Origin of the sequence: Chryseobacterium hagamense (assembly GCF_007991455.1) — a bacterium.
Lineage (GTDB): Bacteria > Bacteroidota > Bacteroidia > Flavobacteriales > Weeksellaceae > Chryseobacterium > Chryseobacterium hagamense.
This window is the reverse complement of the sequence record NZ_BJYJ01000014.1, coordinates 20164-36075: the sequence shown is the minus strand read 5'-3', so window position 1 is coordinate 36075 and position 15912 is coordinate 20164. Positions and strand designations below refer to the sequence as shown.

16 protein-coding genes are annotated in these 15912 nt (G+C 40.5%); 12 read left to right on the top strand and 4 right to left on the bottom strand.

What is annotated here, in order from left to right:
• Nucleotides 1-804 (top strand): patatin-like phospholipase family protein, encoded by an 804-nt coding sequence (locus tag CHA01nite_RS12880; RefSeq protein ID WP_146941988.1) that lies wholly within the window; start codon nucleotides 1-3, stop codon nucleotides 802-804.
• 390 nt (nucleotides 805-1194) lie between these two features.
• On the opposite strand, the gene CHA01nite_RS12875 is transcribed toward CHA01nite_RS12880, so the two are convergent.
• The gene (locus tag CHA01nite_RS12875) at nucleotides 1195-2202 is read right to left on the bottom strand and encodes a DHH family phosphoesterase (RefSeq protein ID WP_146942127.1); all 1008 of its coding nucleotides are present in this window, start codon (nucleotides 2200-2202) and stop codon (nucleotides 1195-1197) included.
• A 233-nt stretch (nucleotides 2203-2435) separates the two neighbouring features.
• On the opposite strand from CHA01nite_RS12875, the gene rpmH reads away from it, so the two are divergent.
• Together rpmH and CHA01nite_RS12865 are read left to right on the top strand one after the other, a co-directional pair.
• Complete coding sequence (gene rpmH / locus CHA01nite_RS12870) at nucleotides 2436-2594, top strand: 50S ribosomal protein L34 (RefSeq protein WP_039365072.1); 159 nt, start codon at nucleotides 2436-2438, stop codon at nucleotides 2592-2594.
• Nucleotides 2595-2748: 154 nt separating this feature from the next.
• Nucleotides 2749-3459: a cell division ATP-binding protein FtsE gene (locus tag CHA01nite_RS12865; protein ID WP_146941986.1), complete on the top strand. Its 711-nt coding sequence runs from the start codon at nucleotides 2749-2751 to the stop codon at nucleotides 3457-3459.
• Nucleotides 3460-3567: 108 nt separating this feature from the next.
• Here CHA01nite_RS12865 and CHA01nite_RS12860 read toward each other — a convergent pair whose 3' ends face one another.
• The 3 genes from CHA01nite_RS12860 to CHA01nite_RS12850 are packed head-to-tail and all read right to left on the bottom strand — an operon-like array spanning nucleotide 3568 to nucleotide 6305.
• On the bottom strand, nucleotides 3568-4263 hold the full coding sequence (locus CHA01nite_RS12860; RefSeq protein WP_146941984.1) for a tRNA1(Val) (adenine(37)-N6)-methyltransferase: 696 nt from the start codon (nucleotides 4261-4263) through the stop codon (nucleotides 3568-3570).
• Nucleotides 4263-5717, bottom strand: a complete 1455-nt coding sequence (locus tag CHA01nite_RS12855; protein WP_146941982.1) for a sensor histidine kinase — start codon at nucleotides 5715-5717, stop codon at nucleotides 4263-4265. Before CHA01nite_RS12855 ends, CHA01nite_RS12860 begins: the two co-directional genes overlap by 1 nt.
• A 3-nt stretch (nucleotides 5718-5720) precedes the next feature.
• Entirely contained in the window at nucleotides 5721-6305 is a 585-nt protein-coding gene (locus CHA01nite_RS12850; protein ID WP_146941980.1) for a riboflavin synthase, read from the bottom strand.
• Nucleotides 6306-6354: 49 nt separating this feature from the next.
• Here CHA01nite_RS12850 and pdxA point away from each other — a divergent pair, with 49 nt between their 5' ends.
• The 9 genes from pdxA (at nucleotide 6355) to CHA01nite_RS12805 (ending at nucleotide 15860) form a co-directional block, all read left to right on the top strand.
• Entirely contained in the window at nucleotides 6355-7446 is a 1092-nt protein-coding gene (pdxA, locus tag CHA01nite_RS12845) for a 4-hydroxythreonine-4-phosphate dehydrogenase PdxA (RefSeq protein WP_146941978.1), read from the top strand.
• A gap of 85 nt (nucleotides 7447-7531) precedes the next feature.
• Nucleotides 7532-8053: a YceD family protein gene (locus CHA01nite_RS12840; protein ID WP_146941976.1), complete on the top strand. Its 522-nt coding sequence runs from the start codon at nucleotides 7532-7534 to the stop codon at nucleotides 8051-8053.
• A gap of 59 nt (nucleotides 8054-8112) precedes the next feature.
• A complete protein-coding gene (gene rpmF / locus CHA01nite_RS12835) occupies nucleotides 8113-8316 on the top strand; it encodes a 50S ribosomal protein L32 (RefSeq protein WP_039365059.1) in 204 nt (67 codons plus the stop codon).
• Nucleotides 8317-8443: 127 nt separating this feature from the next.
• The gene (accB, locus tag CHA01nite_RS12830) at nucleotides 8444-8929 is read left to right on the top strand and encodes an acetyl-CoA carboxylase biotin carboxyl carrier protein (protein WP_146941974.1); all 486 of its coding nucleotides are present in this window, start codon (nucleotides 8444-8446) and stop codon (nucleotides 8927-8929) included.
• 91 nt (nucleotides 8930-9020) lie between these two features.
• On the top strand, nucleotides 9021-10376 hold the full coding sequence (accC, locus tag CHA01nite_RS12825) for an acetyl-CoA carboxylase biotin carboxylase subunit (RefSeq protein WP_146941972.1): 1356 nt from the start codon (nucleotides 9021-9023) through the stop codon (nucleotides 10374-10376).
• A 65-nt stretch (nucleotides 10377-10441) separates the two neighbouring features.
• Nucleotides 10442-12424 carry a WG repeat-containing protein gene (locus tag CHA01nite_RS12820; protein WP_146941969.1) on the top strand — a complete coding sequence of 661 codons (1983 nt, stop codon included), beginning with the start codon at nucleotides 10442-10444 and terminating at the stop codon, nucleotides 12422-12424.
• A gap of 195 nt (nucleotides 12425-12619) precedes the next feature.
• Nucleotides 12620-13870, top strand: a complete 1251-nt coding sequence (gene rocD, locus CHA01nite_RS12815) for an ornithine--oxo-acid transaminase (protein ID WP_146941967.1) — start codon at nucleotides 12620-12622, stop codon at nucleotides 13868-13870.
• Nucleotides 13870-14874, top strand: a complete 1005-nt coding sequence (locus CHA01nite_RS12810) for a glycosyltransferase family 9 protein (RefSeq protein WP_146941965.1) — start codon at nucleotides 13870-13872, stop codon at nucleotides 14872-14874. Before rocD ends, CHA01nite_RS12810 begins: the two co-directional genes overlap by 1 nt.
• A 29-nt stretch (nucleotides 14875-14903) precedes the next feature.
• The gene (locus CHA01nite_RS12805; protein WP_146941963.1) at nucleotides 14904-15860 is read left to right on the top strand and encodes a WaaS/CpsH family glycosyltransferase; all 957 of its coding nucleotides are present in this window, start codon (nucleotides 14904-14906) and stop codon (nucleotides 15858-15860) included.
• The last annotated feature ends 52 nt before the right edge of the window (nucleotides 15861-15912 follow it).

Genomic DNA, 15912 nt, shown 5'->3' with positions numbered 1-15912 from the left:
ATGTTTGACTTCCTGTCCTCCAAAAAAAAGAAACCGGTGATCGGACTCACCCTTTCAGGGGGAGGCATGCGCGGAATCGCCCATATCGCCGTCCTGAAGGCCCTGGAGGAGTACCATCTGAGACCGGACATTATCTCAGGGACCAGTGCAGGCTCCATTGTCGGTGCATTTTATTCTTTGGGAAAAACGCCGGAAGAAATGATGGATATCGTCAAGCAGACCACATTCTTTTCCCGGTCTTACCTTAAACTTTCCAAAAACGGTATTTTCAGTTCTAAATTCATCATGAAGCTGTTTACGGATTATTTTCCTCAGGATAATTTTAATATCCTGAAAATCCCGGTCTATGTAGCGGCAACAGAAATGACCCACGGGATTGTTGATTTCTTTTCGGAAGGTGAATTGTTTGCCCCTTTACTGGCCTCTTCCAGCGTCCCGTTTATCCTGCCTCCGGTGAAAATAGGTGAAAAAATTTATGTGGATGGCGGCGTTCTGGATAATCTGCCGATCGAGCCGATTATGGACAAGTGCGATTTTCTGATCGGTTCCCATGTAAATTCCATCAGCTACGACAGCCTGGAAAAGATGAGCCTGATGAAGGAATTTGACCGGATCCTGCATCTTGCAATCGCCAAATCGGTTTATTCCAAAGCAAAGTCCTGCGATATTTTTTTAGACCCTCCCAAAATGACGAAATTCAGTCTGTTTAATAAGAAATTTCTGGATATGATGTTTCAGGAGGTGTACGAATATACCTGCAAGGAACTTGAAGAAAAAGGGTATTCAAGATTTGATAAGGATTAACAGGCTTATATTTTAATAAAATTTTCCTTAGCTTAAGGATTATTTTAATATGAATGTGAATTAGAGTACATTAAAAAATAAAATTAAGGCTAAATCAATCAGAGTTTTAAACAGAATTTCCCTCAGTTAGAATGAATAAGAGGTTTACGCTTCTGACAGGATTTTATCTTATTCTATAGTAAACCGTCCCTTTGGGATTTTAAAACAAGGTAAATCCGACTGTATCCATTTCAAATTCATTTAGTCATTGAACTAAAAATAAAAGTAAGACTATTAAATTTTGAATAGAATTACATTTAATGGATAACAAAAGACTTCGTTTTCGACGAAAGGAACTTCCGGCATACTGCTTCCCTATTCCCGCCTTTCCACTTCACTTTATTTTTCTATCTACAGATTTTCCTCCGCTTTTATTCTCTTTTTAAAGGTTTCGATGGTTCCCTGTAAAGACTCATCGGACTTTCCGCCGGCCGCATTGATGTGCCCTCCCCCGTTGAAATATTTCCTTGAGAACTGGTTCACGTCCATATCATCCTTACTTCTGAAAGAAATTTTAATAAAGTCCTCATACAGGTCCTCCATAAAGAAAGCTGCCATCTTTACACCGAGAATGCTCAGCCCGTAGTTTACGAAACCTTCGGTATCCCCTTTCTGGAAGCCATATTCTTTCAGTTCTTCTCTGGTAAGATATAAGATAGCCACTTTACCGTCTTTTACCACTTCTATTCTTCCCAGAATCAAAGCGAGAAGAAGCAGGCGGGACACCGTATTCGTATCCCAGGTATTGGATGTAATCAGGGCAGGATCGGCACCATGCTCAATTAAGTTGGCAATGATCCGGTGGGTCGCCGCACTGGTAGAACGGAACCTGAATCCGCCGGTATCCGTCATGATCCCGGTGTACAGGCACTCGGCAATATCTTTATTCACCAGTTTTTCATCATCCATCGCTTCGATGAAATGATACACCATCTGGCAGGTCGCCGGAATTACCGTATCGGAATAAACAAAATCAAACTTTTCAGGCTGCTGGTGATGATCGATCAGGATTTTCTTGCCTCTCGCATTTGTCAGCCAGTCTCCGAGGATACCGATTCTTGACGGCGCATTGAAATCCAGGCAGAAAATTACATCCGCTTCATTAATAAGGTCGAAAGCAAACTTCCTTTTGTAATCGGCAATCAACACCTTTTTAGCTTCCGGCATCCATTTCAGGAATTTCGGAAAATCATTCGGAACAATGACATCAGCAAAAATTCCTTTTGCTCTCAGATAATGTTTAAGACCAAGGCTGGAACCGATCGCATCCCCATCCGGATTGTAGTGGGTAAGGATAACGATTCTATTTTCTGGAGTAAGTAACGTATTAATTTCTAAAAGTTCTGCCGGTGTAAACATCATGATGTTTATTTTCTTTAAATTTGAGTCTCCAAAGATAGAGCTTTTATATAAATCCCGGCGATTATTTTTACCGGCGGAGAAAATCGCTTCATAACCGGGCTTTGCAAAAGGCCATTGAAAAAACAGGCGAAGATTTGTAAAAAAATATTGTGAAAATTTGCAACTTTTAAAAAATTCCATATCTTTGCAACCTGAAAATTAATAGATAATTACGATTTAAACATAAAGTAATGAGTAAAAGAACATTCCAGCCATCAGAAAGAAAGAGAAGAAACAAACACGGTTTCAGAGAAAGAATGTCTACGCCAAATGGAAGAAGAGTTTTGGCTGCGAGAAGAGCTAAAGGCAGAAAGAGTTTAACTGTAAGTGCAGCACGCGCTAAGAGATAATCTTTTTATTATCATATACAAATCATGCTTGAAAAGAACTTTTTCAGGCATTTTTTGTTGTTAAAATTTCCTAAAATTTAGGTTCTTAAGTCTTCTTTTTCCTATTTTTAAAATCTGAAAAAATATTTTAGAAAAGTACTTTTAAAACTGAATTATGCCACATACCCATATCGCCGGAGACAACATCATCAGCTTACAGCACGCGAAGATTGCCCAGAAAAACTTCACGGTGCTTTCAGATGTTAACCTGAATATAAAAAAAGGAAGATTCTGCTACCTGATCGGAAAGACGGGATCCGGAAAAAGCTCTTTATTAAAGACTTTGTATGGACACATTCCTTTAGCTTCAGGACATGGCGCAGTGGTAGGTTTTGATCTTGCCAAGCTGAGAGCTTCGGAAGTACCGAACCTGAGAAGAAAACTAGGAATCGTATTCCAGGATTTCCAGCTGCTTTCCGACAGAACGGTTGAAAAAAACCTGAGATTTGTGCTTGAGGCAACAGGATGGAACGATAAGACCAAAATAGAAGACCGCATCAATGAAGTCCTGGCCAGTGTGAACATGAAGAGCAAGAAGCATAAGATGCCGCATGAACTTTCCGGAGGTGAACAGCAGCGTATCGCCATTGCAAGGGCTTTGCTGAACCATCCGGATCTTATCTTAGCCGATGAGCCCACCGGTAACCTTGATCCTGAAACCTCCAATGAAATCATGACGCTGCTGAAGCAGGTTGCTCTTGAAAACGGTGCAGCCGTCGTCATGGCAACCCACGATTACCACATGATCCAGAACTTCCCGGGCGAAGCCATCCGTTGTGAAGACGGGAAAGTTTCCGTTTTGGATACCGCTGAATTATTTGAATAAGATATGATTATGAATGTAAGTCCAAACTCCTTAACAAACTGGAAAACAGACATTGGAAATTTCTTATGCCAAGATTAATAATCAGTTGGAATGACTGGAACAAATATTTTATTTCCTGAAAACATGAAATTCTTTAGTGAGTTCAAGATATGGGTCCGAGTATTTTCTCGGACTTTTTTCTATAATAAACTCCGATTCTGACAAGGATTGTTCAGATAATGAAAATTCAAGGATCAGCCTTTTGATATTTGCTGTTTCAATGCCTTTGATATTGATTTTCCGGATCAGAACTAATCCATGCTCTTTAGCGGTCTCAATAAATCCTTTTCCTGCTTCTGCGGGAATAATCACCGATAAAATTCCTTCTTCTGACAGGAACTTCGCTGATTTTGAAATCAGCTGCAGGAAATTCAGTTCTACCGTTTGCCGTGCAATTTTATCTTTTTCCGAATCCGATGCTTCAAAATAAGGAGGGTTGGACACAATAAGATCAAATTTTTCCGGTATATTAAAAGATTTAAAATCCTTGCAGATAGTATTAAGCCTGGATGCAAAAGGCGAGTTTTCAAAATTAAGCCGGGTTAGTTCTACTGCTTCTTCATTTATATCAATTCCCAAAAATTTTGCCTTCAAATTCCTCTGGGCCAGCATCAGGGAAATCAGTCCGGTTCCTGTACCTACTTCCAGCACTTTTGAAGCATGAGACACGGTAGCTGAAGCACCCAGCAGAACACCATCCGTGCCTACCCGGAAAACTTCCTCGGATTGCCGGATTTCAAATTGCCTGAAGATAAAAGGTTTCACTATAAATTGGTGGGTAAAGTGATCGTAAATGTAGTCCCCTTCCCTACTTCGGATTTTACGGTAATTTCACCTTTGTAGTCTTCTACCATTTTTCTTACCATCGAAAGGCCAAGCCCCATCCCGCTGTTTTTGGAGGTAAAGTTCGGCTCAAAGATTCTTTCGTAAATATTTTCCGGAATGCCTACCCCATTATCCTGAACCGAGATCATTACCCGGCGCTGATGCTGTTCGATATCTACGTTGACAATCAGTTTACGTTCTTCACTTTCTGCCTGTTTTGCATTGGTCACCAGATTGGTAATAATCCTGGACAGGTAAATCTTGTCCATGCTGATCATGATATTGCTTTTATTGGCATGCATGAAAACGCTCTCATCATTGAAAACCCGAAGGATATCTTCTACTTCAGCATTCAGATTGATGGTTTCGTTATTTTTTTCAGGAAGTTTGGCAAATTCTGAAAATGCAGAAGCAACAGTAGCAATCAGGTCGATCTGGTCTACCATGGTTTTACTCATCTGCTTTACCCGCTCGCGGACATTCGGATCTTCGGGATCAAATTTCCTTTCAAAATTCTGGATCGTCAGTTTCATCGGTGTCAGGGGATTTTTCACCTCGTGTGCCACCTGCTTGGCCATTTCCCTCCAGGCTTCTTCCGATGCCTTAAAGCGGAGCCTTTCTTTCTGATCCTGAATCTGCAGGATCATCCGGTTGTAGGCCCGTGCCAATGCGTTCAGCTCATCATTTTTATAATAGCGGATCGGGCGCATCTCATTTTCAAATAAGGTAATCCGCGTGATCATGTCTGAGAATTTGGTGATATTTTTTGCCAGGTTATTGGACATCACCCAGCTGAACCATATACTGAAAAGAATCAGCAGTACATCGATCAGTACAATATATTTCAGATAGGTATTAAGAACATCCAGGTAAGAACCTTCATCATGATACAGGGGAATATAGACGATAGCAATCGGCTCGAAGTCATTATTCCGCAGCAATAAATAGGATGAGGTAAGCACGGCATCTTTGGAAGCATCATACCCTTTTATATCCACCCTTGCCTTCGTTGCAAGAATCCTGTTAACAATATTTATAGGAATTGCTTTCCGGTAAGATGCATCTCCCTCTACACTGGAGACCAGGTAATTCCCCCTTAAGTCATACAGGACCACGGGATGCTGATTGATATCTGAAATTTCATAGATTTTATTATCCAGGAGTTCGGGAAGGTCCCGGGTTTCGGTATGCTTCATGCTTACGGCATAGTCCAGGAATCTCATGACGGCACCGGTTTTATTCTGCATATCGATTTCGCTCTGTTTTTCAGAGTTTTTCCGCAATACAAAATACGGGACCAGCGAAGAAGCTACAACACTTAAAAGGCATACAAGGAGGAAGCCGAAAAACACACGGTTCCTTAAGCTATATCCCTTATACATATTAATTGACATCCGCTACTTTTTAATTAACCTAGCAATATACTTACCAACTATATCAAATTCTAAATTAACTTTATCTCCGGCCTGTAAATGTTTCATGTTTGTAAATTCCCAGGTATAAGGAATGAGGGCTACCGAAAATTGGGTATCCCCGCTTTTTGCAACGGTGAGGCTGATGCCGTTCACGGTAATGGAACCCTGGGGAACCGTGACGAAGCTTCCGTCGTCTTCGTATTGTATAGTAACAAAATAACTTCCGTCTTTATTTTCTATGCTCACTACTTCTCCGGTCTTATCCACATGGCCCTGCACAATGTGCCCGTCTAATCTTCCGTCCATTTTCATGCAGCGCTCAAGATTGACTACCGTTCCCGTTTCCCATTTTCCCAGATTGGTTTTCTCCAGGGTTTCATTAATGGCTGTTACCACATATCGGTCTCCTTCAATCTTGACTACCGTTAGACAACAGCCGTTATGGGCCAGGCTCTGATCGATCTTTAATTCATCGGTAAAAGGGCAGGTTAAAGTAAAATCAATATTGCTTCCGTTTTCCTCGATCTTCTCAATTATCCCGACTGCTTCAATAATTCCTGTGAACATATTATTTTTTGCTAAATTTGTAGTTTATTAATCTTCAAAGATAATCAAAATGAGCCCAAAAAACCATACAGTAAGAGTAGGAATTTCAATCGGAGATTTCAACGGCATCGGTCCTGAAATTATTATGAAATCCCTTTCCGACAAAACCATCACGGATTTTTTCACGCCGGTAATTTTTGGCTCGGGAAAATTATTTACCTATCAGAAAAATATCTTCAAGCTCAACCTGAATTTCAATTACATCAACGAGGCTTCACAGGCCCTTCCTGGAAAGCTGAACATGGTAAACCTGGTGAAAGAAAATTCTACGGTGGAACTCGGAACGCCGACGGAGGAATCTACCAAAATGGCCATCGACTCCCTGGAAGCAGCAACGGAAGCTTTGCTGAAAGGTGAAATCGATGTATTGGTAACCGCTCCCATCAATAAGGATGAAATGGTGAAAATGGGCTTTAAGCATGCCGGGCATACGGGATATTTTGAAGAAAAGTTCAACAAGAAAGGACTGATGTTTCTGGTAACGGACGACCTTAAAGTAGCCGTCTCCACCCACCACATTCCCATTACCCAGGTGGCTGAAAATATTTCCAAGGACAAAATAAAGAAGCAGATCCGGATGCTGAATCAGACGCTGATCGAGGATTTTGGCGTCACCCGGCCGAAGATTGCGGTTCTGGGGCTGAATCCCCATGCCGGAGACGGAGGCGTTATCGGGCATGAAGAAATCGAGATCATTTCGCCTGCGATTAAAGAACTTTCGGATAACGGTATCCTGGCTTTCGGACCCTTCCCTGCAGACAGCTTTTTTCAGCCGGGAAAATATAAAAGTTTCGATGCGGTTTTAGCGATGTACCACGATCAGGGATTAGCCCCCTTCAAGACCCTGGCTTATGAAGAAGGCGTAAATTATACGGCCGGACTGCCTTTTATCAGGACATCCCCCGATCACGGGACAGCATATGATATTGCCGGAAAAAATATGGCGGACCCACAAAGTTTTACGGAAGCTATTTTTGCAGCTTTGAAAATTTATAAAAACCGAAGCGAGTACAACGATCTGATGAGCAACCGCATGCAGCCGAGGAAAATGGCAGTAGATAACGGGATAGACGAAGACCTGCCGGATGAAACTGAGGCCTAAATCTTTAATGAAGATTTTAAAATTAATTTGTTAGAAATTTTATTTGTTATTATAAAAAAATTGCATATTTTTGCACACTCATTTTATGGACAAGTTAAGAAACTACGACGTAAGCTTTTCCGGACTGAAAACCGGCAGGCACGAGTTCAGGTTTGAGATAGATAAAGAGTTCTTTCAATTGTTTGACACTGAACAGGAATTTACAAATCCTAAAATTGCGGTGGATGTTCTACTGGACAAGCACAGCACATTTCTGGAATTTGAGATCAAAGTAAAAGGGACGGTAGAATTGGTTTGTGATATTTCCAACGAAAATTTCGATCATCCTATTGAAAATGAAATTAAGGTACTGGTAAAATTCGGAGAGGAGTATGATGACAGCGAAGAAGATGTGATTACCATCCCTGCTGCAGACCACGCCTTCAATGTAGCCCAGCTGATTTACGAAAACGTGGCTCTTTCCATTCCGATGAAAAAGATTTCACCCAACGTAAGCGAGGAAGACCTTGCCATCCTGGATAAGTTCAGTCCGAAAGAAGATGACGAGGAAGAACATGAAAGCGACCCGAGATGGGACGCGTTAAAAAATTTGAAGAATAAAAATTAAATAGTTTAATGATGAGATGATGAATCTCATCGCTCATCAATTAAAAAAGTTATTACACAATGGCACATCCAAAGAGAAGACAATCGTCTACAAGAAGAGATAAGAGAAGAACACACTACAAAGCGGTAGTTCCTCAATTGGCTAAAGATGCAGCAACAGGAGAGCTTCACCTTTACCACAGAGCTCACTGGCATGAAGGAAAACTTTACTACAGAGGTAAAGTAGTACTGGAAAAAGAAGTAGCAACTACTGAAGAAAACTAAGAGTCCGTTTTCACCCGAAAACACTCGTTTTAATACAAAAACCGCTCAATTTTGATAAAATTTGGCGGTTTTTTGTTGTTTTTTATGTTTTTTTGGTATCTTTGATCCAAAATCAAATATCAATTTTATGGACATTAAAGACATACAAAATCTTATTAAGTTTGTATCCAAGGCAGAAGTTTCTGAAGTGAAGTACAAGACTAAAGATTTCGAAATCACCATTAAAACTCCATTAGCAGGAAGCGAGGTTGCTTATGCACAGCCTGCAGTTTACCACACGGCACCTCAGCAGATGGCTGCAGCACCTGCGCCCGCTGCTGCTCCGGCTGCAGCACCTGCACAAAATACAGAAGCTGCGTCTGATGACAGCAAGTATGTAACGATCAAGTCTCCGATGATCGGTACTTTCTACAGAAAGCCTTCTCCTGATAAAGAGGTTTTTGTAAATGTAGGTGACGAAGTTTCCAACGGTAAAGTAGTCTGCGTTATCGAAGCGATGAAGTTATTCAACCAGATCGAATCTGAAGTAAGCGGAAAAATCGTAAAGATTTTAGTGGATGACGCTACTCCGGTAGAATACGACCAACCATTATTCTTAGTAGATCCATCTTAAGGAATTCCAGATTAGAGATTATAAATTTTAGATGATGCTCTTCATTTAAAATAATTAAAATTCAAAATTTATAATTTAAAATTCCAGAAAGATGTTCAAAAAAATATTAATTGCCAATCGTGGCGAAATTGCAATGCGTATTTTACGTACTTGTAAAGAAATGGGGATCAAAACCGTTGCGGTATATTCAACGGCCGATAAAGACAGCCTTCATGTAAGGTTCGCTGATGAAGCGGTTTGCATCGGTCCTGCAATGAGCAAAGATTCTTACCTGAAAATCCCTAACATTATCGCAGCAGCGGAAATCACCAATGCAGATGCGATCCACCCGGGTTACGGATTCCTTTCCGAAAATTCCAATTTCTCCAGAATCTGCCAGAAAAACGGTATCAAATTTATCGGTGCCACGCCTGAGCAGATTGAAAAGATGGGCGACAAAGCCAACGCCAAGGCGACTATGAAAGCAGCCGGCGTTCCCTGTGTACCGGGATCCGACGGCCTGATCGAATCTTATGAGCACGCCGTGAAGATCGCTGAAGAAACAGGATATCCGGTGATGATCAAAGCGACTGCCGGAGGTGGTGGAAAAGGAATGCGGGCGGTATGGAAGGCAGAAGACCTGAAAGACCACTGGGAATCTGCCATCCAGGAAGCGGTAGCCGCTTTCGGAAACGGCGGGATGTATATGGAAAAACTGATCGAGGAGCCACGGCATATCGAAATCCAGGTTGCGGGAGACCAATATGGTAAAGCCTGCCACCTTTCTGAAAGAGACTGTTCCGTACAGCGAAGAAACCAGAAATTAACGGAAGAAACACCTTCCCCATTCATGACGGATGAACTTCGTGAAAAAATGGGTGAAGCTGCCGTAAAAGCAGCGGAATTCATCGGATACGAAGGAGTGGGAACCATCGAATTCCTCGTAGACAAGCACCGGAATTTCTATTTCATGGAAATGAATACGAGAATCCAGGTAGAACACCCGATCACCGAGCAGGTTATTGACTATGACCTGATCAGAGAACAGATCCTATTGGCTGCGGGAACACCGATCTCCGGAATCAACCATTACCCTAAGCTTCACTCGATCGAGTGCCGGATCAATGCCGAAGATCCTTATATGGATTTCAGACCGTCTCCGGGGAAAATTACAGGATTGAATATCCCGGGCGGACACGGGGTGAGAGTAGATACCCACGTTTATTCAGGATATACGATCCCTTCCAACTACGACTCTATGATTGCCAAGCTGATCACGACCGCTCAGACGCGTGAGGAAGCGATCGCCAAAATGAGAAGAGCTCTGGAGGAATTCTATATCGAAGGGGTGAAAACCACCATTCCGTTCCACAGACAGCTGATGGATCACGAGGATTACCTTGCAGGAAACTACACGACGAAATTCATGGAGGATTTTGTAATGGACAGAAAATACGATAATCATTAAGATTATTTTATAAATTTAAACCGTCTCAATAATTTGAGGCGGTTTTTTATTATCTTTCCACAAGTATGAAGAATTTATTTTTTTTTGCTGTAGTACTTTTTCAGACCACACTTTATGGTCAGAGCAATTATCAGAAATACAGTCATAAAAATATTATTGTAAAAGGAGATTTCCTGAAAAACAAATTCAGCGACCGTTATCTGCTGATTGGAGATTTTATGCCCATTGAAGAAAATTCTCAAAAGAAAGCCGCAAAAGTATTTACATCGAATGGTTGGGGATACATTGATGAGAACGGACATGAAATAATCCCGACAATATACGAATCAATCTCCGATTTTCGACATGGTTTGGTATCTGCTAAAATTAAAGTACCCCTTCCTTCTCAAGACGGCATAAAAAGACTTGAAATACGCAACGAAATTTTGAACTATTCAGGGAAAAAGCTTATCGACAACAATGGCTTTGTACAGGATTTTAGCAACAGCTACTATTACCAAAAAGATTTTTTCGTAGCATTTCAAGGCAACAATCAGGGTGTAATGACAAATTTGGGGAAAGTCTTGGTTCCTTTCAAGTACGAGCAAATAGATTGCAGCAATAATTTTTTTTTCGCATATCTGAAATCTTCAAAAGGCGACAACTACAGAACCGTGGATATTTATTCAAAAAACGGAACGCTTCTGAAAAGTCTCGTCAACTATGGAATCGGAAATTGTGACGGACACTTAACTGCCTCGGAATACTATGATAACGGGGAAAACTTTGGCAGTTTTTTTATTGATAATAAAACTTTCGAGCCTTTGGACAATCGCCGTTTCAGTACGATAAATAATGTTGAGAATTCTAATCTTTTTAAAATCACAGTCTCGTTTGAGAACAAAAAAGATGACACGTATCCCTCTTTTTATCTGGATAAAAACCTTAAAATCATAAGTCCCGATTTTCCGGATACTTATATCTGTGACGACAAATTTCTTGTACAGCCAATTCCTGTAGGAAAAAATCCCGATCATGCAACGAGCTTTGCAATAATAGATTTTAAAAACAATAAAATTGCAGAATACAGTTATGAAGATTTTATGCTTTACCAATACTTTGCATACGGAAGATTAGATGATCCTAAATTTCTTGAGAGCCAAAAAAATTACTGGAAACAGCTTCAAAAATATCAATACAGCGAGTATTTCTATGTCAATAAATGGGATTATTTTAAAAATCTGGAACGAAGAGAACATTTCTCAAAATTTTTTGAGGTTGATGCTTCCGGAAAAGAAATCAGCAGCGGCTTTGTAGATGCAACGACGGGAAGAATTTGTATAAAAAGAAATCTGGATGAAGTTGCTTATGTTGGAAATATAATCGGCACAGATTTCTTTCAGGTAAAATATAAAAATACTGTAAATGGAGACAAGTTTGATATTTATGATTCCTACGGAAAATTTGTGAGAAGCGATTTCGGCAATTATATCAATACAGATTTTGATATTCTTAATAAGCATACTCCGGATTACTACATTTTGGATAAAGGAAAAGATACGATCTTTAGCCAACGACTTAATTTTCAACAACTACTGAACAGGCAAACCATGGAGCCCGTTTTTAAAAATCAACTGATGTATTTTGCAGATCCTCATTACCTCTACAGCTATGGTGTAATGACATTTACTGACTTTAAGACAAAAAAAACAGGAATTATTGATAAGAATTATAATATCAGAATCATGGGAGATTACGATATTATAAGAAGCTTTTACACTAAAGATAATACTAACAGAGGTTACAGCATTATTTACTTAAAAACAAAATCCAATACTATTGAGATCATTAAGAATAATACTTTTGAACATTTACTAAAAATAGAATTCGAGCCCGGAATACTCAAAAATTATGGAGACAAGGATAAATATGGTAAAGAAATTACCTCCGATGCAATTATTCTTGGTCAGTATAAAAACGGTTTTTATCTCATCAATGAAGAGCAGAAAGTAATCGATCGATATGGTAATATAATCGATACGCCGGAAAACTTCAGCCTCAACGATTAATCAATTTGTTTAAAATTATTTTAAATTTTTATCGATCAAAGATATTAACCCTGCAACTTTCAATATGCATCAGCACTAATTCCCTGTCCTGCCTTTATTACTTTCAAAACACACTTTATCCAGATAAGTTTCCGGTAGATTTCTGTTTTTATTCATGTCATTTATATTGTTTAAATTTGCGGAAAACCTAAATTTATGTCAACAGCAGAAACAGCAAAAAGTTCACAATATTTTATTGACCTTGAAGACAAGCACGGTGCCCACAATTACCACCCGCTTCCTGTGGTTCTGGACCGCGGCGAAGGCGTTTTTGTGTGGGATGTGGAAGGCAGAAGGTATTATGATTTCCTCTCGGCTTATTCTGCTGTGAACCAGGGGCATTCTCATCCTAAAATTGTGGAAGCACTGGTAGCGCAGGCCAAGAAACTGGCACTGACTTCAAGAGCATTCTACAATTCGAATCTGGGCGAGTACGAACAGAAGATCACAACCCTGTTCAGCTTTGATAAAGTCTTGCCGATGAATTCAGGAGCTGAAGCCGTGGAGACTGCCGTAAAATTAGCCAGAAAATGGAGCTATGAAGTAAAAGGAATCTCTGAAAATGCTGCGAAAATCGTGGTTTGCGAGAATAACTTCCATGGAAGAACCACTACCATCGTTTCGTTCTCCAACGATCCGGATGCCAACCGGAATTATGGACCATTCACCCCGGGATTCATTAAAATCCCCTACAATGACCTTGCTGCTCTGGAGGAAGTTTTAAGCAGGGAAGCTGAACAGATCGCCGCATTTTTAGTGGAGCCCATCCAGGGAGAAGCGGGTGTTTATGTGCCGGATGCCGGTTTCCTGAAAAGTGCCTCCGAACTGTGTAAAAAATATAACGTCCTTTTTATTGCCGATGAAGTGCAGACCGGCATTGCACGGACAGGAAAACTGATTGCCTGCCATCATGAGGACGTACAGCCGGATATCCTGATTTTGGGAAAAGCCCTGTCCGGAGGAATGTACCCTGTTTCAGCTGTATTGGCCGACAACGAAATCATGAATGTCATCAAACCGGGGCAGCACGGTTCCACATTCGGAGGAAATCCCATTGCCTGTGCCGTAGCTATGGCTGCTCTGGATGTTGTTGCCGACGAAAAGCTTTCCGAAAGGGCGGAAGAATTAGGAAAATTATTCCGTTCTGAAATCGATAAACTGATTGAGAAGACAGACCTGATTACCAAAGTAAGAGGAAAAGGATTGCTGAACGCTATTCTGATCAACGATACGCCGGACAGCTCCACGGCATGGAATCTTTGTCTGCAGCTGAAAGAAAACGGATTACTGGCCAAGCCTACACACGGAAACATCATCCGTCTTGCACCACCATTGGTCATTACCGAAGAGCAGTTGATGGATTGCGTAAGGATTATTGAGAAGACGGTTTCCGAATTCAGAAAATAATGAAGATTTTAATCATACAGAAAAAATTTATGGGGGATGTGCTGGTCACAAGTACCCTCCTCCCCCTTCTAAAAAATAAATATCCGGATGCGGAAATAAGCTTCCTGCTGGAGGAAAAATACGCCCAGATATTAATCGGGAATCCTTACATCCATCAGATTATCTTTTTCAAAGACAGCCTGAAGGATACTTTAGCTGAAATAAAAGCCCAAAAATTCGACCTGGTAATCGATCTTTATTCAAAGCTTGAGACAGCGCTTATCACTTATTTTTCCGGCGCCGGAACACGCATCGGTTTTTTTAAAAAATATACTAAGTTTTTCTACAATTATCCTGTAAAAAGAGAAAATAAGGTAAAATCAAAAAACACAACCCTGGGGATTGAACACCGCCTGTTGCTGCTGGAACCTCTGGGAATCCCGTTTCAGGAAACATTCCCAAAAGTTTATCTGACGGATGAGGAGATCCGGAATGCCCATGGAGTCCTGGCAAAATACGGCCTGTCTGAAAATGATCATCTGGTGATGATCAGTACCTTCGGAAGCTCGGAGGAGAAAACTTACCCCATCGAATATATGGCGGAACTGTTGAATGATATTGCTGCCCAAAAACCTGACGCGAAAATCCTCTGCAATTATCTTCCTTCCCAAAAAAAACTTTTTGAAGAACTGCTGACGTTGATGTCCGCAGAAACCAAAGAAGCAATCATACAGGATTTTGATACTAAAGATTTGCGCGAATTTGCGGCGGTAACCAGTTTATGCAGATGCCTTATCGGAAATGAAGGCGGAGCCACGAACGTAAGCAAAGCACTGGGCATTCCTACGTTTACCATTTTCTCCCCGCACATCCGGCTGTCGGATTGGGCCTGGAGCAGCCGCCCGGATGTAGACCGTTTCCTGCATGTTGCAGATTTTGTGAAAGACTCAACAAACTATCAGGATTTTAAGCCTTCCTTTATAAAAAGTGAACTTGAAAAATTTTTAGATAAAACTTTGGTATAACTCACTGTGCAAACCTCAAAAAAACAGAAATGACAGAAAATAAAAAACTTATCCTTCTCATCACTTATGATAACTGGGGGTATAACCAATACATTGCTAACGCGCTTGAAAAAAAATCATATGAGGTAAAACATATCAATTTCCACAGTTTCCGGTATAAATATCCGAGTTTCCGGCATAAAGCCCTTAACTTCTTCACAAAAAACCTGGGGATTTCAAACCTTAAGCATATTCATTACAACGAAGTGATCTTAAATGCGATTAGGGATATTGAATCCATCGATGCTGCGGTTTATATAAAAGCTGACTTCTTATCACCGGTCACCATAAAGACCATCAACAAAAAATCACGCCGGTCTGTGTTTATCATCAGTGATTCCATCAACCGGTATCCTAAAACCAAAAAGATCCTTTCCCTTTTCGACAAAGTCTTTTCATTTGAGAAGAAAGACTGTGAAAAATACCATCTCCATTTTAAGACGAATTTTATTTATAAGACCCTGGATAAAAGTCCATCATCCTATAAATATAAAGTTTTCAACATCAGTTCCTACGACAGGCGATTTCCTGTTCTAGAAAAGATTGCGAAGGCGCTTTACAAGATGAAGATCAACAGTAAAATCATTGTTTTCAAGCCGAAGAAAAGAAGCGAGCCTTATCTTGAATTTGTCGACACTCCTCTCCCGATTTCTGAAATCAATAATTTTATGGAAGAATCCGAAATTATGCTTGATGTGAGCAGAAAAGGACAGCAGGGATTAAGTTTCAGGGTCTTCGAAAGCATGGGACTAAAAAAGAAACTGATCACGACGAATACGGACATCGTGACTTATGATTTTTACAATCCCGCAAATATTTTTGTGATTTCCGACATCAACAACATCAGGATCCCTGAATCTTTTTTCAGCACGCCCTATGTGGAGATTCCGGAAAATATCTTTAATAAATACCTGATCGATTATTGGGTGGAGGAATTGATTGAGTAATAAATTGTAATTTTGGAAATTAAATGGTATTATAGCACCGCTAAGTGATAAA

Bases quoted from the DNA above. Each gene is read 5' to 3' on its own strand.
- CHA01nite_RS12880 (WP_146941988.1), top strand. From the start codon at position 1: ATGTTTGACTTCCTGTCCTCCAAAAAAAAGAAACCGGTGATCGGACTC.
- CHA01nite_RS12875 (WP_146942127.1), bottom strand. From the start codon at position 2,202: ATGTTTACACCGGCAGAACTTTTAGAAATTAATACGTTACTTACTCCA.
- rpmH (WP_039365072.1), top strand. From the start codon at position 2,436: ATGAGTAAAAGAACATTCCAGCCATCAGAAAGAAAGAGAAGAAACAAA.
- CHA01nite_RS12865 (WP_146941986.1), top strand. From the start codon at position 2,749: ATGCCACATACCCATATCGCCGGAGACAACATCATCAGCTTACAGCAC.
- CHA01nite_RS12855 (WP_146941982.1), bottom strand. From the start codon at position 5,717: ATGTCAATTAATATGTATAAGGGATATAGCTTAAGGAACCGTGTGTTT.
- CHA01nite_RS12850 (WP_146941980.1), bottom strand. From the start codon at position 6,305: ATGTTCACAGGAATTATTGAAGCAGTCGGGATAATTGAGAAGATCGAG.
- pdxA (WP_146941978.1), top strand. From the start codon at position 6,355: ATGAGCCCAAAAAACCATACAGTAAGAGTAGGAATTTCAATCGGAGAT.
- CHA01nite_RS12840 (WP_146941976.1), top strand. From the start codon at position 7,532: ATGGACAAGTTAAGAAACTACGACGTAAGCTTTTCCGGACTGAAAACC.
- rpmF (WP_039365059.1), top strand. From the start codon at position 8,113: ATGGCACATCCAAAGAGAAGACAATCGTCTACAAGAAGAGATAAGAGA.
- accB (WP_146941974.1), top strand. From the start codon at position 8,444: ATGGACATTAAAGACATACAAAATCTTATTAAGTTTGTATCCAAGGCA.
- accC (WP_146941972.1), top strand. From the start codon at position 9,021: ATGTTCAAAAAAATATTAATTGCCAATCGTGGCGAAATTGCAATGCGT.
- CHA01nite_RS12820 (WP_146941969.1), top strand. From the start codon at position 10,442: ATGAAGAATTTATTTTTTTTTGCTGTAGTACTTTTTCAGACCACACTT.
- rocD (WP_146941967.1), top strand. From the start codon at position 12,620: ATGTCAACAGCAGAAACAGCAAAAAGTTCACAATATTTTATTGACCTT.
- CHA01nite_RS12810 (WP_146941965.1), top strand. From the start codon at position 13,870: ATGAAGATTTTAATCATACAGAAAAAATTTATGGGGGATGTGCTGGTC.
- CHA01nite_RS12805 (WP_146941963.1), top strand. From the start codon at position 14,904: ATGACAGAAAATAAAAAACTTATCCTTCTCATCACTTATGATAACTGG.